This window comes from Croceivirga sp. JEA036 (assembly GCF_011882165.1).
Lineage (GTDB): Bacteria > Bacteroidota > Bacteroidia > Flavobacteriales > Flavobacteriaceae > Croceivirga.
On sequence record NZ_JAATON010000001.1, the window covers coordinates 254,515 to 279,746 of the forward strand.

Here is a 25,232-nt window from a genome sequence, read left to right on the forward strand (position 1 = left end):
AAGTTGTGCGGGTTATACGTAAGATTAAAGATTTTTTAAACGGCCAAACAGGTGTTTTAATACTCTTTTGGACTTTGTTGGCATGGTCTGGGTACAAGGCGTTTAAAACAGATTTACATCTTAAATACTATCCCCAATACAGTATTGCTAAATGTACAGGGATTGAGTATCAAAATTCTAATACTTTTATGAACTATTATTTTTATGTTAATGGGGAAAAATACAAAAGTTCCTATTACTTAGGAGATAATTACAGAGCTTTGGAAATTGGTGGTTATTACCGTGTAAAATATTCTAGTAAGGACCCCAGAATAAGTAAATTAAACAAAAATATACGTATTACAGATACGCTTTTTATAAAGGAAGCGGGTTTTAATCTTAAATAAAAATATGAAAACGGTACTAATAAATATTTGATGCTATCTCCCAGCACTTTCTTACCTATTGTATGCTAGGGTTTATAAAGAAAAAAGTGATGGCTTTGATTTTACAGAGCTTTTAATAGTTATAGTACTAGCTTTTGTTGGAGATGTAATCTCAAAAAGATTAATTGCAAAAGATAAATAATTACTTCTTTGCTTTTACTCTTTTTTTAGCCCACGCCACAGCGTTGTCATACTCTATAAAGAACTCCATACACTTTTTATAGAAAAGCTTTTCTATTTTAAAATTATGCATATCTATTTCTTTTTTAGAAACTATAGCTAGCGCAACAAGGTTGTCTAAACCTCTAAGATAGGTGTAGATAATGGGGTCTATAGCGTAAGAGTTCTTACGATTACTGATATAAGCAAAGTTTTTATCTCTAAAATGTATTTCTGATATTCCAATTAATTGGTACACGCGCTCAAGGGTTAAGGTAGCCCCTTCATTAAAATGTGCAACTAAATAATTGTCAAAAACCTGTATAATACCAATATCCAGGTGGTATTCACGGACAACCACCTGTTTTTTACCCGTCCCTAACTTCATTAAATCTTAATATAGTGTTCTCGTTAACAAAAGTAGATGGGTAGAGCTGTCTACTGAAATAAATTAGATTAACGGTAAGTTTCTACTGATTACTGTTAAAATTTAATAGGATGATATAAAATTAACAGAATTGTGCGCATAAAAAAAGGGAGTCAAAAGACTCCCTTTTTTTATTTATTTAAAATGCTAAATTTTACTCTTTAGTTTCAGAAGATTTTTCTGCTTTCTGAATTTTAATCGTCAGCTCTTCTGTCTTTTTATCCAAATCCATAAAAATGCTATCACCCTCATCAAGATTAGAGTTTACAATTTCTTCTGCTAATGCATCTTCAATGTATTTTTGGATAGCTCTTTTTAGCGGTCTGGCGCCATATTGCTTATCAAAACCTTTGTCTGCAATGTAGTCCTTGGCCTCTTCTGATAATTGCAAGTCGTATCCAATACTTTTGATACGCTTGTACAACTTATTTAATTCAATATCAATGATTTTGTGTATGTCTTCTCGTTCTAAGGCGTTGAATACAATTACATCATCAATACGATTTAAAAATTCTGGAGCAAAGGCCTTCTTAAGTGCATTTTCTATCACACTTTTTTGGTGACTATCTGCCTGTGCTTTTTTAGAGGCTGTACCGAAACCAACACCTTGACCAAAATCTTTAAGCTGTCTAGCTCCTATATTAGAGGTCATAATGATAATGGTGTTTCTAAAATCTATTTTTCGTCCTAAACTATCGGTAATAAAACCGTCATCCAATACCTGTAAAAGCATGTTGAAAACATCTGGATGGGCTTTTTCTACTTCGTCTAAAAGCACTACGGAGTAAGGCTTTCTACGCACTTTTTCTGTCAATTGCCCGCCTTCTTCATAACCTACGTAGCCTGGAGGTGCACCTACCAATCTAGAAATAGCGAATTTTTCCATGTATTCGCTCATGTCTATGCGGATTAACGCATCTTCAGAATCAAACAACTCTCTAGCCAAAACTTTAGCTAGCTGTGTTTTACCTACCCCAGTTTGTCCTAAAAAGATAAAAGAGCCAATAGGTTTGTTGGGGTCTTTTAAACCTGCACGGTTACGTTGAATAGCTTTGGCCACTTTCTGTACCGCTTCGTTCTGACCAATTACAAAATCTTTAATATGATTTGGTAATTCTGCCAATTTATTGCTTTCTGTTTGTGCAATCCTATTTACAGGAATACCACTCATCATACTAACAACATCAGCCACATTGTCTTCAGAAACCGTTTCTCTATTTAACTTGCTTTCTTCTTCCCACTGTTGTTGCGCCGTAGCAAGGTCTTTTTCTAAACGTTTTTCATCATCACGTAATTTAGCAGCTTCTTCATACTTCTGCTTTTTTACTACGCTATTTTTCAATTCCCTTACATCTTCTAGTTGCTGTTCTAGCTCTAGAATTTGTTTGGGAACATCCATATTTACAATATGTACACGGGAGCCTGCTTCGTCCAAAGCATCTATTGCCTTGTCTGGTAAAAAGCGGTCTGTCATGTACCTGTTGGTAAGGTTAACACAGGCCTTTATAGCATCGTCTGTATACGTTACATTGTGATGGTCTTCATATTTACCTTTGATGTTCATTAGAATCTCTACAGTTTCCTCAACACTTGTAGGTTCTACCATAACCTTTTGGAACCTTCTTTCTAAAGCACCATCTTTTTCTATATACTGACGGTATTCATCCAGGGTAGTAGCGCCAATACATTGAATTTCTCCACGTGCCAACGCTGGTTTAAACATGTTAGAAGCATCCAAACTACCTGTTGCTCCACCAGCACCCACGATGGTGTGAATTTCGTCTATAAAAAGAATAATGTCATCATTCTTTTCTAGTTCATTCATCACAGCTTTCATTCGCTCCTCAAACTGTCCGCGGTACTTGGTACCTGCAACTAAAGAAGCTAAATCTAGTGTAACCACCCGTTTGTTGTACAAAATCCTAGATACTTTTTTGTTGATAATACGCAATGCTAAACCTTCTGCAATAGCGCTTTTACCAACACCTGGTTCCCCAATTAATAGAGGATTGTTCTTTTTACGTCTACTCAATATTTGAGAAACACGTTCTATTTCTTTTTCACGACCAACAACAGGGTCTAGCTTATTGTCCTCTGCAAGTTTGGTTAAATCTCTTCCAAAATTATCCAAAACAGGAGTCTTAGATTTTTTGTTGGATTTAGCCTGGCCCGCAGAACCAAAAGTACCTTCCTTAGAATCGCCTAAATCATCTGGCTCTCCCGGGAAAGATTCTGCCCTTGTATTGTCTAAAAAGTCGTCATCGCTTGTTATCATAGACTTAAATTGCTCCTTAACATTATCATAATCCACTTTTAGCTTGTGTAAAAGTTTGGTAGTAGGGTCGTTCTCGTTTCTAAGTATACATAGTAACAAGTGCGCCGTATTGATAGAGGAGCTTTGAAACAACTTAGCTTCTAAGAAGGTTGTTTTCAGGGCTCTTTCTGCCTGTCTGGTTAAATGTAAATTCTTTTTGTCTTTTTGTGCTGAACCAGAATTCGGATTAGCAGGGCTTAAAATCTCTACTTTCCTCCTCAAATGATCCAAGTCCACATCTAGAGCATCTAAGATGTTGATGGCCTTACCATTGCCGTCTCGCAATAGTCCAAGCATAAGGTGCTCGGTACCAATAAAGTCGTGCCCTAATCTAAGAGCCTCTTCTTTACTGTAAGCAATCACATCTTTTACTCTTGGTGAGAAATTATCATCCATAGCTTATCTTTTCCGAACTAAAATTAATAAAAGTATTACAACCATGTTCAAATACCGTACCCATAATCTATAAAGATTTGGGAAATTGTGAGATTTGGCAGCATTTTGTATAAACTTTAACGGTTTTATGGGTTGTTTTATTGGCAAGCAAAGTGTTAATAATTTTTTTAATAAACAAGTTTGCAAATTCTTACAAAGGCGCAATTTTTGGTATATTGCCACGATATTTTAACCTCAATAAAATTTAGCATTTACTTATGGCTGAAGGAGAAAAGTTAATACCGATTAACATCGAAGATGAAATGAAGTCTGCCTACATTGATTATTCAATGTCGGTCATTGTGTCACGTGCACTGCCAGATGTTAGAGACGGTCTTAAACCTGTACACCGTAGAGTGCTCTTTGGAATGCACGAACTAGGTGTAAGGTCTACAAGTTCACATAAAAAATCTGCTCGTATCGTTGGTGAGGTTTTAGGTAAATATCACCCACACGGCGATACATCTGTATATGATACCATGGTACGTATGGCTCAAGAATGGAGTTTGCGTTACATGTTGGTAGATGGTCAGGGTAACTTTGGTTCTGTAGATGGCGATAGCCCTGCAGCAATGCGTTACACCGAAGCCAAAATGCGTAAGATTTCTGAAGAAATGCTTGCGGATATTGATAAAGAAACCGTAGACCATCAATTAAATTTTGATGACACATTAAAAGAACCCACAGTACTACCAACCCGTATTCCTAATTTATTGGTGAATGGAGCTTCTGGTATTGCGGTGGGTATGGCAACGAATATGCCTCCACACAACCTGTCAGAAGTGGTAGATGGTACGGTTGCTTATGTGGATAACCCAGATATAGAAATAGATGAGTTAATTACACATATTAAAGCACCAGATTTCCCTACCGGAGGTACAATTTACGGTTATGATGGTGTAAAAGAAGCTTTCCACACAGGCCGTGGACGTGTTGTGATGCGTGCAAAAGCCTCTTTTGAAGAAGTGCAAGGCAGAGAGTGCATTGTCGTTACAGAAATTCCTTATCAGGTTAATAAGGCAGACATGATTAAAAAGACTGCCGAACTTGTTAATGATAAAAAGATAGAAGGTATTTCTACTATTCGGGATGAATCGGATAGAAAAGGAATGCGAATTGTATACATATTAAAGCGAGATGCTATTCCAAACATCGTTCTAAATATGCTATACAAATACACGGCGTTACAATCTAGTTTTAGTGTCAACAATATAGCATTGGTTAATGGCCGTCCGCAATTGTTGAACCTAAAAGAAATGATACATCACTTTGTAGAACACAGGCATGAAGTGGTGGTGCGCAGAACACAATACGAGCTTAGGAAGGCAGAAGAGCGTGCGCATATTTTAGAGGGTTTAATTATTGCTTCTGACAATATTGATGAAGTAATTGCTATTATCCGTGGGTCTTCTAATGTAGAGGAAGCTAGAAATAGCTTGATGGAGCGTTTTAAATTAAGCGAAATACAGGCTAAGGCAATCGTAGAAATGCGATTGAGACAGTTAACGGGTCTAGAGCAAGATAAGCTTAGAGAAGAGTATGATGAATTGCTAAAAACCATAGAAGACCTTAAAGATATTCTTGATAAGAAGGAGCGCAGGATGCAAATTATCAAGGAAGAATTATTAGAAGTTAAAGATAAGTATGGTGACGCAAGACGCTCAGAAATCAATTTTGCTGGGGGTGATTTAAGTATAGAAGATATGATTCCGGATGAGCAAGTGGTGATTACCATTTCTCACGCGGGTTATATCAAAAGAACTTCCTTGTCAGAATATAAAACGCAGAATAGAGGAGGTGTAGGTCAAAAAGCATCTAATACAAGAAATGAAGATTTCTTAGAGCACTTGTTCGTGGGTACCAACCACCAATATATGTTATTCTTTACCCAAAAAGGAAAATGTTTCTGGATGCGTGTTTATGAAATTCCAGAAGGGAGTAGAACTTCTAAAGGTAGAGCAATACAAAACTTAATTAATATAGAGACAGATGACAAGGTTAAGGCCTTTATTTGTACTCAAGATCTTAAGGACGAAGCGTATGTAAATAGCCATTTTGTAATTATGGCAACTAAGAAAGGTACTGTTAAAAAGACCTCTTTAGAGCAGTATTCTAGACCAAGACAGAATGGTATTAACGCCATCACTATTAAGGATGGAGACGAGTTGTTAGAAGCTAAATTGACCACAGGTACTAGTGAAATCTTTTTAGGATTAAAATCTGGTAAAGCAATTCGTTTTGAAGAAAGCAAAACACGTCCAATGGGTAGAAATGCTTCTGGGGTGCGTGGTATTACCTTAGCTGACGATAATGATGAGGTAATAGGTATGGTTTCTGTAAATAATTTTGAAGATAATATTCTTGTAGTTTCAGAAAATGGCTATGGTAAAAGATCCGATATCGAGGATTATCGCGTAACTAATAGAGGTGGTAAAGGAGTAAAAACTATTTCTATTACTGAAAAGACTGGTGGATTGGTAGCTATTAAAAATGTGACCGATTCTGATGACCTTATGATTATTAACAAATCTGGTATTGCAATCCGCCTAAGTGTAGAAGACCTACGTGTTATGGGTAGAGCAACACAAGGAGTACGTTTAATAAATTTAAAAGGGAAAGATGCCATAGCTGCTGTTGCTAAAGTGATGAAAGACGAAGATGCCGTAGACGAGACAGATGTCTTGGATATGGAGGTTAAAGAAGAAGATGGCACGGCAATTGATAATAAGACAGACGAAAACGGTTCTGAAGAACAATCCTCACCGGAAGGGAATGATGATGAATCAAAGGAATAATAAATAAACACTAAATATTTAATTACAACAAGTACAGAAAATGAAAGGTAAAATGTTAATACTACTTGCTATGGGAGCTTCTCTAGCAGGTTTTGCCCAAAAAGACGAAATAAAGACCGCTGCAAAAGCCATGAAAACTGGTGATGCTGCAGGTGCTAAAACAGCATTAATGGCTGCTTCTGGAAGCATTTCTGGTGCTGACGAGAAAATGCAGGCCCAATATTACGCTTTGTTAGGTGATGCGCATGCAAAATTATCTGAGTTTAACCCTGCAATAGAAGCTTACAAGAAAACCTTAAGTATTGAGGAGAAAACAGGTAAGCAAAAATATAGTGCAGACATTAAGCAGAAGATGTCTCAAATGACTGCAGATTTAATTAATTCTGCAGTAGAAGATAACAGCAATAAAGATTTTAAAACTGCTGCAGAAAAGCTTTACCAAGCGTATACGTTAAGTCCTAAGGATACCATCTATTTGTATTACGCGGCTTCTAGTGCGGTGCAAGTTGGTCCAGATAATTATGATCAAGCTATACAGTATTATGAAAAGTTAAAAGAAATTAATTATGATGGTAGCGGTGTAAAATATACGGCGGTTAATGTTGCCACAGGTGAAGTAGAAGAGTTAGATAAGTCTACAAGAGATTTATATGTAAAGGCGGGTACACACAAGGACCCTAAAGAAGAAAAAACCGAATCTAAAAGAGCTGAGGTAGTTAAAAATATCGCACTTATATACCAACAACAAGGTAAGAATGAGGAAGCTTTAGCAGCTTACGAAGATGCTATTGCAAGCAATCCTGATGATGTAAATTTGGTGCTTAACAAAGCAAACCTATACTATAGTATAGGTGAGAAAGATAAGTTTAAAGAGTTGATGGCTCAGGCTTCTGCTATGGATCCAAATAATCCAGATTTGTTATATAATATTGGTGTAATTAACATGGAGCAGGGCGATTTAGAAGGTGCGAGAGCAGCTTATGAAAAAGCTTTGGAAATAGATCCAAACTACATCAACGCTATGCTAAACCTGTCTACGTCTTACGTAAATGAAGGTAACGGACTTATAGATGAGATGAACAATTTAGGTACTTCTAGAGCGGACACTAAAAAGTATGACGAGTTAAAAGCTAAGAAAGATAGCTTGTTTAAAAAAGGAGCTCAAATCTTGGAAGATGCTTTGGTAAAGAATCCAGATAATGAAGGTATTTTGTCACAACTTAAAAACATTTATGGTGCTTTAGGTGATAATGATAATTTCATGAGAATTAAAGGGATGATGGAGTAATCCTGATACACCTTATAAAAAAAAGCCTCGATTTTAAATCGAGGCTTTTTTTATACATAATAATTTGCCTTATAGAATTTTTTTAATCACCCGTAATTGGTGAGAATATCTATTTTCTTCCGTGTTAAAAATACCAGTATGGTCAATACGGTCTATGCGTACTTTACCATACGCATGGATAATATAATTGTCTTTTAAAATGATACCCACGTGATCTATAATACCATCAGTATTGTCAAAAAAGGCTAAATCTCCAGGTTCACTTTCTTCTATAAAACTTAAAGCATCTCCTTGTCTGGCTTGTTCTTGTGTGGTACGCAAAAGATTAACGCCATTTAGTTTATAAACCATTTGGGTTAAACCTGCGCTATCAATACCTATTGGGGTTTTGCCACCCCATAGAAAAGGAGCGTTTAAGTACATAAATGCAGTATTGACCAAATTTGTTCGATTCTTGGTTGTTATTACTTCTTCTTCCTCGTATTTATGATTTAAAAGGGGAGCAATGTCTAACCTAGAACCTAATACAATAGGGCAGAGCATATCATCCTTAGTGGCAATATAGGACAGTAAATCTTGTGATAACGTAGGTTGTGTTACAGCATCTAAGGTAAGGAATGTTTCCTCATTTATTTTAGTTAGTTGTCGGTTGTCTAACCAACCTTCACAACCGTCTGCTATCAACTGTATTCTACTCCAAAATTTACGTTCTTCTTTAATTTTAAAATGATCACCATATAATATTTGGGTTATCATCTCAGAAGAATTATCTGGTGCAATCCTTAAGGGAGCAACACTTAAATGCCCTAAGCCATACTGCATCAATCTAAATTATAAGCGTTCTACAACTAGGGCAGAGGCACCGCCACCACCATTACAAATTCCGGCAGCACCTAACTTGGCGTTATTCTGCGCTAAAACATTTAATAACGTTACTACAATGCGTGCACCTGAACAACCTAATGGATGCCCTAAAGAGACCGCACCACCGTTTACATTAACATTGGAGTCTGTTAACCCTAAAAGTTTCATGTTAGCCAAACCTACTACGGCGAAAGCTTCATTAAATTCAAAATAATCAATAGCATCAATACTTACACCAGCTTTAGCTAAGGCCTTTGGTAATGCTTTTGCGGGAGCAGTTGTAAACCACTTAGGTTCTTGAGCGGCATCCGCATAACCTCTTATTTTAGCTAAGGGTTTTAAGTTAAGTTCTTTTGCTTTCTCAGCACTCATTAACACAAGGGCAGCAGCACCATCATTAATGGTAGATGCATTGGCGGCAGTTACTGTACCATCCTTGGTAAATGCAGGGCGTAAAGCAGGTATTTTGTCCATCTTTACATTCTTGTACTCTTCATCTTCACGTATTACTAGTGCATCTCCTCTGCGTTGCGGTACTTCTACAGGGACCACTTCGTCCTTAAACTTGCCTGCTTGCCATGCTGCAGCAGAACGGTTGTAAGATTGTATGGCAAAAGTGTCCTGGTCTTCTCTGCTAAACTCGTATTTATCAGCACAAGCATCTGCACAAACACCCATTGCGGTTTGGTCATAAACATCTACTAGTCCGTCTCTTTGCAGACCGTCTACTAAGGTAGAAGGGCCAAACTTTGTGCCTGTTCTCATATGAACATAATGTGGAATTTGACTCATATTTTCCATTCCACCAGCAACAACAATATCAGCATCTCCTAAAGCAATAGACTGTGCGGCTTGCATTATGGTTTTCATGCCAGAAGCACAAACCTTATTTACGGTTGTACAGGGGACAGTATCTGGAATCCCAGCATAAATTGCAGCTTGTCTGGCAGGAGCTTGCCCCGTTCCTGCTTGTACCACATTCCCCATGAGCACCTCTTGCACAGCATCTGGTGCTAGATTAATTTTATCTAAGGCTCCCTTAATAGCAACGGCGCCTAATTTTGGTGCTGGGACAGTGGATAATGCACCCATAAAACTGCCAATTGGAGTGCGGACAGCGGACACGATTACAACTTCTTTCATTAAATTCAGTTTTGTGCCACGAAAATACTAAATTTAAGTGCAATCCCACGGAATGGTTAATAACCTTTGATTGTATTTATATTTTCTATTTTTGGGACAGTCCAAGCGTAATTATGGGAAAATCCTTAGATAATTTTTATAAAAATCAAACCCGTATCTATAAGTACATTCTTTATGTAGTTACTGTAGGGCTTATAGTATTTTTCTTTCCTAGAGGAGGTAAATTTAAGTACGATTATCAGAAAGGAAAGGCTTGGCAGTACGAGAACTTATATGCTCCATTTGATTTTAATATTCAGAAGAATTTATCAGAAATAGATGAGGAAAAACAAGAATTACTACTTAATAAAGCCTCTTACTACAGTTATAATGCCAATATTGCTACCAAGGTAGAGAACGATTTTGCAGACGTATTTGCAAAACATTTTGGTGCGGCTAATTATAGTATGGCAGAAAGAGAACGCCTTTTTAAAATAGGGAAGCAGTGGCTATCAGAAATGTACCGCTTGGGGGTTTTTAAAAATAGAGAAATAGAAGGAAGACCCTATCTAATTAAAAATAATGAAGCAATCCTCATTCGTAAGCATCAGGTATTAGATGTAACCAGCGCAAAACAATATTTGGTAAATCTAGTACAAGATTCTATAGCAGAAAGCGTCCGTAATCCGTTTAAGACTTCCTTGCAAAGTGTTATAAAACCTAATGTTTTTTATGACGAAGATTTATCAGAAAAGGCATTGAAAGACGAGTTAAGTAAAATTTCTTTTACTAGAGGCACCGTGCCAGAAGGAAAATTAATAATAGCCAAGGGCGAAGTAGTAGAAGCAGAAGACTTTACTATTCTAGACAGTTTAAAAAAGGAATACGAATCTGAGGTTTGGGATGCAAATAATTACTACTTTATTTTATTGGGTTATGCCGTTTTGGTGGCATTAGTGCTGGTAATGTTGTATTTGTTTTTAATGCGTTACAGACCCGATATTTATGAAAATAATATAAAGGTCACTTTTATTTTCTTTAATATTTTATTGATGGTTTTTGTCACTACTATGGTAGTGAAAAGGGTAGATAATTATCTGTATGTGGTACCTCTTTGTATTTTACCCTTGATCCTTAAAAACTTTTTTGATGCTCGTCTTGGTTTATTTGTTCATGTTTTAACCATTCTTATTCTAGGCTTTGTTGTACCCAATAGTTTTGAATACATCTTCTTACAAATAATTGCAGGGATTGTGACAATTTTAACCGTCTCGGAGTTATACAAGAGAGCCAATTTATTTATTTCGGTAGGGCAGATAACCTTAATCTACATTATTGGGTATTTTGCTTTTCATATTATTCATGAAGGGAATATGAATAATATAGAATGGTATGTTTTTGCTATTTTCTTGCTTAATGGAATGCTAACGTTGTTTGTGCAGCCATTAATTTATTTATATGAAAAACTATTTGGCTTAGTTTCTGATGTAAGCTTATTAGAGTTGTCAGATACCAATTCTAAGTTATTAAAGGAATTAGCAAACAAGGCACCAGGTACTTTTCATCATTCTTTGCAAGTAGCGAATTTAGCCGAAGCAGCCGCCAATGAAATTGGAGCCAATGCCATGTTGGTTAGGGTAGGGGCACTCTACCATGATATTGGTAAGATGAACAGACCAACCTACTTTACAGAAAACCAGATTACTAATGTTAATCCGCATGATGATTTACCACCAAAAGAAAGTGCTAAAATAATTATAGATCACGTGATAGCGGGAATAGAATTAGCAAGGAAAAATAATTTGCCAGATAGGATTATTGATTTTATAAGAACACACCATGGTGATTCTATGGTGTATTATTTTTACAAAAAGCAGCAAGAGATAGAACCAGATACTGAAGATGAACCTTTTAGGTATCCTGGTCCAATACCCTTTTCTAAAGAAACGGCAATTTTAATGATGTCAGATGCGGTGGAGGCAGCATCTAAAAGTTTAAAATCACCTACCTACATTATCATTGATGAATTTGTAGAAAAAATTATTGGCGGACAACTAAAAGCGGGGCAGTTTACCAACGCTAATATTACCCTTAAAGAAATAGAAACAGTAAAGAAGGTGCTAAAAAAGAAGCTAACAAACATTTATCACTTGCGTGTAGAATACCCAGAATAAGGTAGTTATGAAATTTATCAAAAAAAAGCTGTTTAAATAGTTGCATTGTATGTTTACTTGTGGTATTTTTGCAACCGCATTTTTAAAGACGTTCATACAGAAAATATTGGAGAGGTGCCGGAGTGGTAACGGAGCAGATTGCTAATCTGTCAGCGCGTAAGTGCTGCCTGGGTTCGAGTCCCAGTCTCTCCGCTTTTTTCCAAATAAAGATAACCTTCGGGGTGTAGCGTAGCCCGGTTATCGCGCCTGCTTTGGGAGCAGGAGGTCGCAGGTTCGAATCCTGCCACCCCGACAACAAGAGCCACTGAGAAATCAGTGGCTTTTTTTGTTTCTAATCGTTCATACCTATCTTAAATCGTGCTACAAACTGTACTTGTTTTAGGAACTAAGGGATACTCTGTTGGATTACAGACATCTATAACTAACTGAAATAACCAAATGAGAACGGATAAATAAACTTTGCTGTTTATTTAAGGGTGTCCCATTAATAATCCATTCTAGTGCTACAAATTTCTTTTCTTTCTATGCCCATTAAAAATTAATTCGGTAGTGGGCTATATTGGGGTAGGATATACTCCCAAATTTTATAGAGAAAGGTTTATTTAGAAAATGAATAGTGATTAAGAAAAAAAGTACAGATTACTATTAAAATGTGATGAGAGCCTGAAGGTTTATGGTGTAGCCGCCTATTTAGAAAGTGTCCCGCAAAATTTTATTACTGACGCTACAAACTATAGAGATAAATCAAAGGAAAGATATGTAAAAGTTCTCTCGAACCTTACGGATAAGAAAGTGCAAATTATTGTAAAAGATAATGGTCTAAGTATTAATTTAGAGAAGCATGAAACTAAATTATTTGGTATATACAAAACCTTTCGCAAACATCCAGAAGCTTGAGGAATAGGTTTGTTCTTGACTAAAAATCAGGTAGAGGCTATAGGCGTGAATATACATGTTAAAAGTGAGGTTGGGTTATGTTCTACTTTTATAGCAGAGTTTCTATTTTGTTATTATATTTTCTGAATTTAGTTAAACAAAATATAAAATTATTAGTAAAAATCTTACATTTGTTAAAATTAAGATTTGTGAGCTAGTAATCTTTTAAAATTTTAAGAAAATACTTAAAACGTACCATGAAAATAATAGAGGAGCAACAATCAAGGGAAAACTTTTTAGTAGTTGCCATTGGTGCGTCTGCAGGTGGTCTTAAAGCTGTACACACTTTTTTTGATGCTATGCCAGATAGTCCTGGAATGGCGTTTATATTGGTTCAACATTTGGCACCAAACTTTAAAAGTCTTATGCCAGAACTGTTGGCTTCTCATACAAAAATGAAAATTTTTGTAGCCAAAGAAAATCAAGAAATTAAACCCAATTGCATCTATTTAAATAATAAGGACAATAACCTCGGGGTAGCAGACGGTAAATTTATTCTACTAGAGAAAGCCCCAAGAAAACAATTGAACTTGCCTATAGACATCATTTTCCAAATGGTAGCTAAAGAATACATGGAATATGCAGTAGGTGTAATTTTATCTGGTACAGGTTCCGATGGTTCTAAAGGGGCGTATGATATAAAAGAACACGGTGGCACACTCTTTGCTCAAAGTCCAAAATCTGCAGAATTTGATGGTATGCCTAAATCTGTGATACAAACCAATTGTGTAGACTTCATATTATCACCCAATAAAATAGCAGATAATATTGTTTGGCTTGCCAATCAAGACCAACAACTTGTAAATCTCAGTGCTTCTAATAGCAATTCCATCTACGACAAAATTTTAACACTTTTATACAAAACAGGTGGGGTAGATTTTAAAAAATACAAGCCCAATACACTTATCCGGAGAATGAACAAACGGATGAGTTTTTTAAAATTAAATACACTAGAAGATTACTTTACATATTTATTAGACAATAAAGAAGAGATAGAAGTAATTAGTCAAAGTTTTTTAATTGGTGTTACCTCTTTTTTTAGAAATCCAGAAGCATTTCTATTTCTCAAACACAGCATAATTCCAAAACTTTGCCAACAAAAAAAAGGAGAAGATACCATACGTATTTGGGTGCCAGGTTGTTCTTCAGGTAAAGAGGTATATACACTTGCTATGCTGTTTGATGAATACATACAAGAACATAAATTAAACCTCAAGTTTAAAATTTTTGGGTCAGATATAGATAAAGAAAGTCTAAAAAAAGCGGGCAATGGAGAATTTAGCATTAATGATGCTGCAGAAATAGCCGACCAATATCTAGTTAATTATTTTATCAAAAAAGGAGATAGACTTCAGATTACTAAACGCATCAGAGAAAAAATAATATTCTCATATCACGACATAACCAATGACCCACCTTATATTCAGATAGATTTAATTTCTTGCAGAAACTTACTCATTTACCTAAATCGAGAAGCTAAAGAATCGGTTTTTAAGTCTTTTGAGTTTTCTCTAAATAAGAATGGTTTTCTCTTTTTAGGGAATAGCGAATCTTTGGGTAACATCAGTCAGGCGTTTTTTACTTTAGACTCTACAAATAAGGTGTACCAAATTAAAAAAGGCAGAATGGCAACTAAAAAATCTACTTTAGAGAATAAGACAATTGTAGACCAAGTGAGCTATTTAAATGCAAATAATAGTAGCTCTCACAGAAGTTTTGCTTCTCAGAAAGAATTATTGTATTACAAACATTTATGTAAAAAGCATGTGCCCGTTACGGTTTATGTAAATGAAAATTATGACTTGACCTTTATGATGGGCGACTTTAAAAAGTGGTTCCAATCTAATGACGGGCTTTTTACCAATAACTTATTACATCTCATACCAGAAGACTTAGCTGTTTTAATTAGGAATGGGGTTAGAAGGGTAAAACAAAGTGGTACCCCCGTGACTTACAAGGCGGTTAACATACATACACTAGAAGGTAATGTAATTACCAATGTTTTACTAGAAAGTGTAACATTAGAACCAGAAGCGGATCCCATGTTTTTAATTCAGTTTGGGGAGGGTAAAGAAATTGTAGAAGCAGAAGAGGTCACATTTAAAAATGAGGATATTCCTAGCTACGCACAACAACGCATTACCGATTTGGAGTTTGAATTGGGTGAAAAGAATGTTTTGCTAGACGATATTAGAGAAGAATTAGAGACCAGTAATGAAGAATTGCAGAGTTCTAATGAAGAACTCATGTCTTCTAATGAAGAATTACAGAGTTCTAATGAAGAATTACAATCTGTTAACGAGGAACTTTATACCGTAAATACAGAATTACAAGAAAAAAATAAGGAGTTAGAAGCACTGTATAATGACATGGATAACCTCCTAAACAGTACAGATATTGGAACCTTGTTTTTAGACGATGCGCTTAATATCAGAAAATTCACCCCAGCAATAACCAAGATTTTTGAGATAGAAGAGCAAGATGAAGGGCGTTCCATAGCCAAATTTTCTTCCTTTGTTACAGAAGAGGTTCGTACAGATTTACTAAACAAATGCAAAACTGCTCTTAGCGAATTTAAAAGTTTTGAATTCCAGTTAGCAGATACTAAAAACAATTTCTATTTAGTACGTGTTGGGCCGTTCGTTACCAAACGTAAACAGATTTCTGGGGTAGTCATCACTTTTGTAAATATCAATGATATTAAAAATAAGGAGGCTGCCTTAGAGCTTAAAACCACAGAGCTTACCATGGCACAAAATATTGCTAAATTAGGTAGTTGGACCTTGGATTTAGCAACAAACCAAGTAAGTTGGTCAGAACAATTATTTGATATTTATGGTTTAGACCCTGCCTTAGGTGTTCCCAACTACGATGATGAAAACCATAAGAAGCTGTTTACCAAAGCATCTACTAATAAATTAGAGCAAGCGGTTCAAAAAACTATTGAGACTGGAGAACCTTATTCCCTAGAATTACGTCTAATACGTAAAGATGGTACTCAAGGATGGTTGTTTGCGCATGGTAGAGCAGTTAAGGATACGGATGGTAACATAACACATTTACAGGGTATTGCTCAAGATATTACAGACCGTAAAGAGCTTCGTTCTAGTTTGCAAAAAGCAAAGGAGTTTACCAGTAAAATTACAGAATTATCGCCATCTGGCATCTATATCTATGATATGGAAAAGGGTGTAAATATTTACATGAACGATGGTTACACTAACATTCTTGGCTATACATCAGAAGATATTGCAAAATTAGAGGATGGGGAATTCTTTGCTCTCTTTCACCCAGAAGATAGAGCTTCTATAGAAAAACATATGGGTAAGGTAGCTCAAGGCCAATTAGAAAATAAAATAGAATACCGGTTTAGGCATAAAAATGGAAAATACATTTGGTGTTATTCTATAGATTCTCCTTTTGAACGCGATGACCAAGGCAACGTAAAGAGCTTTTTTGGTGTTTTCTTAGATATCACAGAAAAGAAAAAAACCGAAGAGCGTTTAAAAAAAGCGCTTAAAGATGCCAATAGCGCTAACATTTACAAGAATCAATTTTTAGCAAACATGAGTCATGAAATTAGAACACCACTCAATGGTTTGGTTGGGTTTTCTAATTTGCTAAGAGATCATGATTTAGACATTCATGAGAAAAAGGAATACATAGATATTATAGAAAACTGTAGCAAGCAATTGCTCAATCTGGTAGATGATATTATAGATTTAAGTAAGATAGAAGCAGGAGAACTGGATATGAATTTTACCCAATGTGAACTGAATCATTTGGTAAAAGAATTAGAATTAACGTTTAGAGAGATTAAACGACAGCAAGAAAAGGATCAGGTGGAAATTATAGCTTACACCCCTAATCCCAATCAGCCAATAAATATCAAAACAGACCCCAACCGTCTTAAACAAGTGCTTATAAATCTGATAGGGAATGCTCTAAAATTTACAGATAAAGGCCATGTTAAGTTTGGCTATCAAATAGAAGGCGATTTTGTGATGTTCCGCGTCACAGATACTGGAATAGGCATAACGGAAGATAAGTTAAAACTCATTTTTGAACGTTTTGAACGTGTTAACCCAGGTAATACAGATAAATATTCTGGTAAAGGATTAGGCTTATCTATTTCTAAAGGAATAATAGGTTTGTTAGGCGGAGAGATTAAAGTGGAATCTGTACCTGGCCAAGGGAGTACTTTCTCCTTTATTATTCCCTACTCAAAAACTGAGCCAGTTAGCTTAGGGTTTATTGTAAAAGAAACACCAGATTACAAAGCGCTTTTTAAAGATCAAAGAGTATTGGTAGTAGATGATAATAGAATTAATAGACAATATCTAAAAACGATTTTTAAACGAACCACTTTGAGAGCGGCTTTTGCGGACAGTGGAGAAGAAGCTATTAGCATGTTTAAAAAAGACGATGCATATGATATTGTTTTAATGGATATAAGAATGCCCAATATGGATGGTTTCCAAGCAAAAAATCATCTGTTAGAAATTAACCCCAATACTAAAATTATTGCGCAAACTGCACATGCTATGTCTAATGATAGGGATCAGTGTTTAGAAAAAGGATTTGTGGATTACATTCCAAAGCCTTTAGGTAAAGACGACCTTTTTGAAGTCTTAGCTAAATGGGTTTAAAGGTTTACTTTGGGTAACCAATTGGTTAGTGTTAAGTGTTGTCCAAACAAAAGCCACTGCAGATGCAGTGGCTTTTACATTGTAAAAAAACGTTTTTATTTGTGCGCAGAGGCATCAAAAATACCGGGAAAATTGCCCATGTCATGCGTTTTCCAATCGGTTTCTAATTCTGGGGGATTGTACCATAAGGGTTTTACATGCTTTTTAGACCAGACTTCCGCTTCTGATACTAATGTTTTTAATACCTCTGGATATTCACTTTCTAAATTGTTTTCTTCGCTTAAATCTTCTTTTACGTTAAACAATTGCCAGTTTGCTTTACCTTTCTTTAAGGCTTTAAAATCATTTTTGCGAACAGCTACATCAGAATAGCCAGGCCAGTGGCGCATGGCAAAAATGCTTTCGTCTTGTCGAGCACTAGTGCCAGTAGTTAAACTTTCCCAAATGTTTTTACCATGTAATTCCTGTGTTTTAGGTAATTTTGCCTGTGCTAAATGGGCAAAAGTAGGGTAGAAGTCCAATGCGGAAATAGGGTGGTCGTAAATGGTGTTGGCTTGTATTTCTTTTGGGTAGTGGATAAACATAGGCACTCTAAAACCACCTTCTTGCATACTGCCTTTTCCTTCTTTTAACGGATAGTTATTAGCACCTTCGGTTGTTTTACCGCCATTATCACTTAAAAACACAATTAAGGTATTGTCTAGCTGATTGTTAGCTTTCAACGCATCTGCCAACTGGCCTACGCCACGGTCTACTGCATACACCATTGCAGCGTAGGTTTTGCGTTTTTTATCCGTAATATGGCTAAACTTGGCCAAGTCTTCTTTCTTAGCTTCCAAAGGCACGTGTGGCGCATTATACGCTAGAAATAAAAAGAATGGATTTTCCTTCGCTTTTTGGTCAGACACAAAATTAACTGCCGCATCAGAAAGTTCATCGGTTAGGTATTTATCAGCATCCATAATAGGATTACCGTTGTGTTCTAGAGGCGTAATGTACTCCCATATGTCATCATTCCCCTTGGCTTTTTCACTTTGATAGGCGGAGTAATACTGCTCAGGAAAATATTTGTGGCCACCACCAAGGAAACCGTAAAACTCATCAAAACCTCTTTTCTGCGGATGGAATTCTGGTTTTATACCTAAGTGCCATTTACCCACTAATCCTGTAAAATAGCCTGCATCCTGCAAAGTGCTACTCATGTAAGCTAAGTTGGTCGGTATCCCTTTGCCTTCATTCTCATGGCGTCTAGGCAAATTAAACTGCGAACCAAATTCGTGTGGATACTGCCCTGTTAAAAATCCTGCTCTACTAGGACCACAGAACGGATGCACTGCATAACCAGCGGTGGCAATAGCACCATTGGCTGCCAATGCATCAAGATTGGGCGTGGGGATGTCTTTGCTGCCGTTAAAGCCAACATCATTATATCCCAAATCATCGCACATAATTACCAAAATATTAGGTCTGTCGGTAACAGCTTCATTTTGTACTAAATCTGTCTTAGCCTCTTCTTTCTTTTCTTGGTTTTTACAAGCAATCACACTAAAACCTAGTAAGATGCTCACCATTATTTTATTCCAATTCATGTTATAAAATCAGTTTACTTCTTTTTCACCTCTAATAACAAAACCCCTTCTGATGGTAGTTCAAATGAAGTTTCCATAGTATTCATCGTCATTAAGTCTGTAACAGCTATAGCCTCTCCAGAATCCAATTGCAATTTAATTTTGGTTGTATTGCGCCCCACATTCAAAAGATTCACCAAATAAGAGCCATCTTCTTGGGTTACCACTCTAGAAATAGTGGTTTTGTATTTTTCACTATTATCAGCTACTATTTGTACAGGGGGTATTTGGTCTGCTACACTTTCTAAAGCCGCTTTTTTCAGACTTTCTATATTTTCTGTGTTTAAGACTATCAATTCACCTTTGCTGGCAGAGAGTTTTTGTTTGCGTTCTTTTCCGTACTCATTAAGAGACAAGCTTTCGTCGGAATCAATAATAACCGTACCACCATTATTTAAAAAAGTTTGTAGTGCCGCAAATTCTTTTTCCGTAACATATTTGGTTTTATGTACCAACACGGTACTCCATGTACTATTGTCTTGCTTTTCTATAATATTTTTGGTTACAAAGCCCAGTGGAAAGCCTTCAAAGAACAAGGAGTTGTAAATTTTTCCGGTTTCCGTCATATAATCCGCTGTGTTGATGGCGGATGTTTCTGAGTAAAACAGGCGTAATGGTCTTTTTTGATTACGCAGAGCGATGATTTCTTCAGAAAAGCTATTTAAATCGTACATCACTTGAGTTACCTCATTAGCAATGTGGGGTTGCATGTTTACAGAGCCTGCATAAGCACCACCCAAACCAGGGTCAAAAAAGTTAAGTTCCCCCTCTAAACGGTCTTCTGGAGAGCCATCTGGGTCACGTGCCCAAAACCAACCCATATTGGCATCCATGCCCATTAAGGTTGCCAACCAGTATACGTTGCGTACATAACTGGTACGGGCATCCAAATCTCGCCATTGCCCTGAGGAAAGAAAATGGGATTCTGAGTTTACATTTATCTTATCTGGAGCTACGGACTCTAGAAAATCGTGAAGAATGGCCATACCGTCCCACTTGTAGGCATATTTTTCTACAAAGTCAGACTTAATATGTGGTCTAATACTAGGCCCACCCAAGGCTTTAGCGTCATGACCAATCATGGTGGTAAGTTCTGTAAGTGCTTCAAAATCCATTCCGTGAGAACGAGAATCCTCATAAAACGTTCTAGGAAATAGTTTTATATGGGTATCTGCTTCTGGATTCACGCTGTGTAAATTTTCTTGATTAAAAGTGAACCAATCCGTAGTACGCTGCATGTGGTATCGGTTCCAATCATACCAAATAGGTTTTCCTCTAAGTGCAGTATCTATAGGTATTTCAATCTCCACAGAATCAAAAGAGGAAAATTTTGTCTCCCAATTGGTGTTTAATTGTTGAATGTCATTGTTATAGGTACTCTTTAACCAATTTCTAAAATTAGTAAGTGTGTAGCTAGAAATACCATGCATTTCTTGGTAATTGTAAGTCCAATGGTCTTTTTCTGAATACCAGTGTGGTTCGTTAGCAAATACATACCCTAATTCCGTCACCTTTTTACCCTTGGTAAGTTCTCCCGTCTTACGTATTATTTTGCCCCAAAGGTCTTTGGCTGTTGGGTTATCAATGTCAAAACCTAAAAACAAGGAACGCCCTTTGCGTATCTCTGGCTCTTTTTGCTCTACCCATTCTGGTATGCCCATGCCCCAGTAGTACAAAAAGCCAACGTTGGTATCTGGAATAGTAGTGAGCTCTTTCATCAATTCTTCGTCAAATGTGCCATCTTCTTTAAGTAAGAATGAATTTATGGCACGGTCATGGTCTACCGGATAAAGATTTTCACCACCGTGATAGAGTGCCCCTAAATGATCGTTATACACCTGAGTGTTGGTCAAAGGTTGCCCAACTGTTTTAGAAAAATAATCGTACGGAAAAGAAGGCTTACCATTGCTTACAAACATATTGTCGCCAGCTTTCGTATTTTGCCAATCTACTTTATTTACTGGCCTACGTTTAATTTTTCCGTCTAATTCTTGTTGCAAGATAGCAATACCTTCATCTAGAATTTCAATGACTTTTTTACGCTCAAAATCTGGTAAAGCCGCCGCCAAAGAGTCCTTCTTAGGGGCATAATAACGCTCATAACCAAATAGTTTCTCTACAGCTTCTTTATGGGTTTCATCCCAGTTGGCAAACTTTACAAATTCCTTGGAGAACCAAAGCAAGGTTTCTTCTCGTTGTACATCAATAGATTTGGTTTTAGCCTCATCCATCAACTTTTCTAGTGTAGCTATTTTTTCTAACGCCTCTTCTTCTAATGATTTGGGTTGATTGTTGCAACTTGCAAATAGTAGTATGGTATAAATACCAAATATAAATACGTAAAAAAAGGTTTTATTAGTTGGGTGCATTATAAGATGTTTTTAGTTGTTTTTAATTGGGCCTTATTCCCTTCCCAGCCTTTATTAAATTGTTCCAAAAGTTCAGCTACCAATTCTGGTTGTTCTTTGGCAATATTGACGGTTTCTTTAGGGTCTCTGGTATGGTCATACAATTCAATAAAAATTGGTTCTGCATTGGGGTTGGTGTACTCTTTCCACACGATTAATCTGTAATCTTGCGTACGCATGGAATAGCCCATCAATCTATTTTCAAATAAATCGCGGTTCCAACTAGCTCCCATTTGTGCTTTTATATCTGCCTCCACATCTTTAATCAACGGTCCAAAATAGGTCTCTCGCATCCCTTTAGACAGTGGGTTTGCCGCCCACTCGCGCAAGGCCGGTGTGGGAAATTGACTATAAGCAGCGGTTTTCCAATCTTGTTTTGGGTTATTTAAAAGTGGTGCAAAACTTTGTCCTTCTACATGCTCAGGAATGGAAACTCCTGCCATTTCGCACAACGTGGGGTACATATCCACTAATTCTACCAATGCATCGGTTTTTGTGCCAATTACTTGGGTAGGCATGTTAGGTGCAGAAACAATTAAAGGCACGCGGGTGGCAATCTCATAGTTGGTGGCTTTGCCCCAAATTCCCATATCACCCAAATGCCATCCATGGTCGCTCCAAAGTATAACAATGGTGTTGTCTTTAATCCCTTCTTCTTCTAAAGCGTCTAGCATTCTCCCTATTTGTGCGTCTACAAAACTTACAGTAGCTAAATAGGCTCGTTTTAAATTTTTAGCTTGTGCTTTATCAATGTCTCCATATTTAGGAATATCGGCACGGGCACGGAGTTCAAAAGAAGCGTGTAAACCCATACTAGCACCGTCTTTAGGAGCTGAATCTTCTGTAGCCAAGGATATATCTACATCTGCATACATATCCCAATATTTTTTTGGGGCTATCCATTCTAAGTGTGGTTTAAAATAACCTAGGCCTAAAAAGAAAGGTTTGTCTTTTTTAGTCATTTCTTTCATGGTGGCAATGGCCAAGTCTGTATTGTGTCCATCTTGGTAGGTATTGTCTGGGGCATCTGCAAACTCGTATGCTGGTCCCTTACCAAGACCGTTTCTCGGGGCGTTTTCGCCATATTTTTCAATGACCTCGGCTCTGTTCTTTTTGAACATTTCTTGGTTTTCTTCTAATACATAACCTCTTATCCGTTCTGGAATAGGTGGTACATCTGGGCCAGCATAGATTTTTCTGCTCCAAGAAAGGTCCTCATCGGTATATCCTGGGTGAAAGATTTTACCGGCATAAACCGTTTCATAGCCGTTTGCCCAAAGGTGTTGTGGTAGGGTGACAATATCTGGATTTACATCTCTGAAATAGGTAAAGTTTTCTATCACCTTAATGGTTTCTGGCCTAGCGCCCGTCATAACACTAGCTCTAGAAGGACTACAAATAGCCTCTTGGCAATGGGCATTATTAAAAAGCAATCCGTTTGCTGCCAAGGCATCCATATTTGGAGTAATAGCCACTTCTGACCCATAGGCGCCTAACTCAGGTCTTAAATCGTCTATAGCGATAAAAAGTATGTTAGGTTTTTTAACTGTTTTTACTTCGGATGCCGGATTGGCTTTTTCTTTACAACTATATAAGGAAGCGAAAAGAGTAGCCCCTAGTATTATTGTAAATGTTTTATTGAATTTATTAATGTAGGTTATCATTTTCCTAAGTGTATTTTCGTTTGATTGTTGGTAATGGTTTTAGTTAAATTTTCGCCATTGCTCCACTGGATGGTAATAGTCGATTTAGATGCGCAATTGCCTAAACCAAAAACCATATTGGGGTCAAAATCCAAAGAATAGGCAGCAGCTGTATTCCCGACAAAGCGTACTTGTGTGCCTAAGCAATTTTTAAAAGTGACTTTAGCTCCAAGTGCAGAAGCATTGTGCTCAGGCGAGTTGCCTATATGCATCGTGATACTGTTGTTTGGATTAGTTTGAGCCTTATTATTAGCAAATAGATGCCATTTACCACGTTCATTCCCTATTATGACATCCATATCCCCATCCAAATCATAATCTAACGTGCCCAAGGCCATACCAATACTACCAATGTCATTAGTAATAAGCCCATGATTTTGCTGCGCGATAAAAGTACCATTACCGTTATTTTTCCAAATAGTAATCGGGTTTTTATGTACCAAGTCGCCACGTTGTGCAACTAAAATATCTTGAAACCCATCTATATCTATATCTGCGATAGCGATAGCTACGGAATGTTCTTTAGCTGTAAGTTTGGCTTTCTTGGTTATATTTTTAAAATTTCCACCTTTATTCTCTAATAATACATTTTCTAAGCCATCCGTAACCATGGTTTCGGTTTTATTTTTAATACCTATTAAGGTTCCTGTGGTGGGGGAGAAAGTATTACCAGCAATACGCCATTCTTTATTGCCTACATAACCCACATGGATGCCGCCATCAGGGTTTAATTTATCGGGAAAGCCTAATGCGTTACTGCTCACCAAACGAATGTCTTTTCCTGAGTGGGTTTCCCCAGGAAAATCATAAGAATAACCTGTTTCACCTATATAATACGCATCATTATACGGCCATTGCGATTGAAAATTATGCATTTGTAACACATCACCAGCCTCTAGGTTTGGAAAGTTAAAATCTCCTCTGCGAGTGTAAAAACCCCAAGTGGCTGTGGCTTTGTTATAAAAATTATCTCCAGGATTAAAATCTTTACCCCTAGTTACAAATACATCTAAATCGCCATCATTATCATAGTCAAAAGCAGCCACGGAGGTCACATCTTTTATAGAACTATCCAAAACCCTATCAGTAACGTCTTTAAAATTTAAATCGCCTACATTCTTGAAGATTTTTAAGCGGTCATTGCCGTAAAGAATGATGTCTGGCAAGGTATCATTATTTAAGTCTGCCAGACATACTTTTTGTCCATCTCCTTTAGTTTCTGGCAAGGTGTTTTTTAGCAGTAACTGACCGTTTCCTGTGTTTCCATAAATATAGTTTTCGCTCTTTCCTTTCATTTCTTTAGAAGGAAAAGCAAAGTTGATGAGGTCTAAATCACCATCATTATCCCCGTCAAAAAATTTGACTGTTCTTCCACGCATAAAGGCCAATGGGGGATTTAAATCAGCTACAGATATAAATTCTCGACTTTTGGTTACTTTAAAAAGTTTACTATTTCTGGCATTGCTACCAGAACCGCCACCTCTAGACATGATAACCTCTAATAAACCATCTTTATCCATGTCTCCTACAGAAAGCCCGTGCAAATCGCCCATAATTATATCATGGGGGAGGGCAAAGGAACCTTTGTTGTTCCATGCAATACTTACACCTAGGCCATGGTCATTTAGTAAAATATCTGTGTATCCATCTTGGTCTATATCTGCAAAAGTGGGATTGTCCCATTTGCGTAAGTTTTTTTCTTTTCTTGGGAAATCTTTTAATATTTCTGTAAATAAAGGCGAACTCTCTTGTGCGTTTAATGCAATAGTTGCCAATAATACAAAAATAAAAACCATATACCTTTTGGTCATAAGGTATGGATTTAAAAGGGTATGCGAGTTCATGCAGTTTCGTTAAGTCTATCAAAGAAACTTTTTTTTATACGGATACATTTCTTCGCTCTTA

Annotated in this window: 13 protein-coding genes and 2 tRNA genes; 7 read left to right on the forward strand and 8 right to left on the reverse strand. The window is 36.8% G+C overall.

What is annotated here, in order from left to right:
* The first annotated feature begins 5 nt into the window (after nucleotides 1-5).
* The gene (locus HCO57_RS00955) at nucleotides 6-386 is read left to right on the forward strand and encodes a hypothetical protein (protein WP_167987438.1); all 381 of its coding nucleotides are present in this window, start codon (nucleotides 6-8) and stop codon (nucleotides 384-386) included.
* 181 nt (nucleotides 387-567) lie between these two features.
* Here the strand turns inward: HCO57_RS00955 and HCO57_RS00960 are convergent, their stop codons facing one another.
* Both HCO57_RS00960 and HCO57_RS00965 read right to left on the reverse strand, forming a co-directional pair.
* On the reverse strand, nucleotides 568-972 hold the full coding sequence (locus HCO57_RS00960; protein WP_136950698.1) for an STAS/SEC14 domain-containing protein: 405 nt from the start codon (nucleotides 970-972) through the stop codon (nucleotides 568-570).
* Nucleotides 973-1,165: 193 nt separating this feature from the next.
* Nucleotides 1,166-3,721, reverse strand: a complete 2,556-nt coding sequence (locus HCO57_RS00965) for an ATP-dependent Clp protease ATP-binding subunit (RefSeq protein WP_136950697.1) — start codon at nucleotides 3,719-3,721, stop codon at nucleotides 1,166-1,168.
* Nucleotides 3,722-3,978: 257 nt separating this feature from the next.
* On the opposite strand from HCO57_RS00965, the gene gyrA reads away from it, so the two are divergent.
* Both gyrA and HCO57_RS00975 read left to right on the forward strand, forming a co-directional pair.
* Nucleotides 3,979-6,555 (forward strand): DNA gyrase subunit A, encoded by a 2,577-nt coding sequence (gene gyrA, locus HCO57_RS00970; protein ID WP_136950696.1) that lies wholly within the window; start codon nucleotides 3,979-3,981, stop codon nucleotides 6,553-6,555.
* 40 nt (nucleotides 6,556-6,595) lie between these two features.
* Nucleotides 6,596-7,843, forward strand: a complete 1,248-nt coding sequence (locus HCO57_RS00975; protein ID WP_167987439.1) for a tetratricopeptide repeat protein — start codon at nucleotides 6,596-6,598, stop codon at nucleotides 7,841-7,843.
* Nucleotides 7,844-7,912: 69 nt separating this feature from the next.
* Here HCO57_RS00975 and HCO57_RS00980 read toward each other — a convergent pair whose 3' ends face one another.
* Together HCO57_RS00980 and HCO57_RS00985 are read right to left on the reverse strand one after the other, a co-directional pair.
* Entirely contained in the window at nucleotides 7,913-8,665 is a 753-nt protein-coding gene (locus tag HCO57_RS00980; RefSeq protein ID WP_136950694.1) for a C40 family peptidase, read from the reverse strand.
* Between the two features lie 9 nt (nucleotides 8,666-8,674).
* Nucleotides 8,675-9,850 carry an acetyl-CoA C-acyltransferase gene (locus tag HCO57_RS00985; RefSeq protein WP_167987440.1) on the reverse strand — a complete coding sequence of 392 codons (1,176 nt, stop codon included), beginning with the start codon at nucleotides 9,848-9,850 and terminating at the stop codon, nucleotides 8,675-8,677.
* Between the two features lie 113 nt (nucleotides 9,851-9,963).
* On the opposite strand from HCO57_RS00985, the gene HCO57_RS00990 reads away from it, so the two are divergent.
* From HCO57_RS00990 to HCO57_RS01005, 4 genes are all read left to right on the forward strand, one after another.
* Entirely contained in the window at nucleotides 9,964-12,003 is a 2,040-nt protein-coding gene (locus HCO57_RS00990) for an HD family phosphohydrolase (RefSeq protein ID WP_167987441.1), read from the forward strand.
* 108 nt (nucleotides 12,004-12,111) lie between these two features.
* Nucleotides 12,112-12,195 (forward strand) — tRNA-Ser (locus HCO57_RS00995).
* Between the two features lie 25 nt (nucleotides 12,196-12,220).
* Nucleotides 12,221-12,295, forward strand: a tRNA-Pro gene (locus tag HCO57_RS01000).
* Between the two features lie 841 nt (nucleotides 12,296-13,136).
* On the forward strand, nucleotides 13,137-17,588 hold the full coding sequence (locus tag HCO57_RS01005) for a chemotaxis protein CheB (protein ID WP_167987442.1): 4,452 nt from the start codon (nucleotides 13,137-13,139) through the stop codon (nucleotides 17,586-17,588).
* A 95-nt stretch (nucleotides 17,589-17,683) separates the two neighbouring features.
* Here HCO57_RS01005 and HCO57_RS01010 read toward each other — a convergent pair whose 3' ends face one another.
* The 4 genes from HCO57_RS01010 to HCO57_RS01025 are packed head-to-tail and all read right to left on the reverse strand — an operon-like array spanning nucleotide 17,684 to nucleotide 25,171.
* On the reverse strand, nucleotides 17,684-19,177 hold the full coding sequence (locus tag HCO57_RS01010) for a sulfatase-like hydrolase/transferase (RefSeq protein ID WP_167987443.1): 1,494 nt from the start codon (nucleotides 19,175-19,177) through the stop codon (nucleotides 17,684-17,686).
* A gap of 14 nt (nucleotides 19,178-19,191) precedes the next feature.
* Nucleotides 19,192-21,585, reverse strand: coding sequence for a hypothetical protein (locus HCO57_RS01015; protein ID WP_209065920.1), 2,394 nt, complete (start codon nucleotides 21,583-21,585; stop codon nucleotides 19,192-19,194).
* Complete coding sequence (locus HCO57_RS01020; RefSeq protein WP_167987444.1) at nucleotides 21,585-23,288, reverse strand: sulfatase; 1,704 nt, start codon at nucleotides 23,286-23,288, stop codon at nucleotides 21,585-21,587. Before HCO57_RS01020 ends, HCO57_RS01015 begins: the two co-directional genes overlap by 1 nt.
* A complete protein-coding gene (locus tag HCO57_RS01025) occupies nucleotides 23,285-25,171 on the reverse strand; it encodes a CRTAC1 family protein (protein ID WP_167987445.1) in 1,887 nt (628 codons plus the stop codon). Before HCO57_RS01025 ends, HCO57_RS01020 begins: the two co-directional genes overlap by 4 nt.
* Nucleotides 25,172-25,232 lie beyond the last annotated feature (61 nt).

Excerpts from the sequence above, each read along its gene's own strand:
- HCO57_RS00990 (WP_167987441.1), top strand. The coding sequence starts at position 9,964 with ATGGGAAAATCCTTAGATAATTTTTATAAAAATCAAACCCGTATCTAT.
- HCO57_RS01020 (WP_167987444.1), bottom strand. The coding sequence starts at position 23,288 with ATGATAACCTACATTAATAAATTCAATAAAACATTTACAATAATACTA.
- HCO57_RS01015 (WP_209065920.1), bottom strand. The coding sequence starts at position 21,585 with ATGCACCCAACTAATAAAACCTTTTTTTACGTATTTATATTTGGTATT.
- HCO57_RS00975 (WP_167987439.1), top strand. The coding sequence starts at position 6,596 with ATGAAAGGTAAAATGTTAATACTACTTGCTATGGGAGCTTCTCTAGCA.
- HCO57_RS01010 (WP_167987443.1), bottom strand. The coding sequence starts at position 19,177 with ATGAATTGGAATAAAATAATGGTGAGCATCTTACTAGGTTTTAGTGTG.
- HCO57_RS00960 (WP_136950698.1), bottom strand. The coding sequence starts at position 972 with ATGAAGTTAGGGACGGGTAAAAAACAGGTGGTTGTCCGTGAATACCAC.
- HCO57_RS00980 (WP_136950694.1), bottom strand. The coding sequence starts at position 8,665 with ATGCAGTATGGCTTAGGGCATTTAAGTGTTGCTCCCTTAAGGATTGCA.
- HCO57_RS01005 (WP_167987442.1), top strand. The coding sequence starts at position 13,137 with ATGAAAATAATAGAGGAGCAACAATCAAGGGAAAACTTTTTAGTAGTT.
- HCO57_RS00985 (WP_167987440.1), bottom strand. The coding sequence starts at position 9,850 with ATGAAAGAAGTTGTAATCGTGTCCGCTGTCCGCACTCCAATTGGCAGT.
- gyrA (WP_136950696.1), top strand. The coding sequence starts at position 3,979 with ATGGCTGAAGGAGAAAAGTTAATACCGATTAACATCGAAGATGAAATG.
- HCO57_RS01025 (WP_167987445.1), bottom strand. The coding sequence starts at position 25,171 with ATGAACTCGCATACCCTTTTAAATCCATACCTTATGACCAAAAGGTAT.
- HCO57_RS00965 (WP_136950697.1), bottom strand. The coding sequence starts at position 3,721 with ATGGATGATAATTTCTCACCAAGAGTAAAAGATGTGATTGCTTACAGT.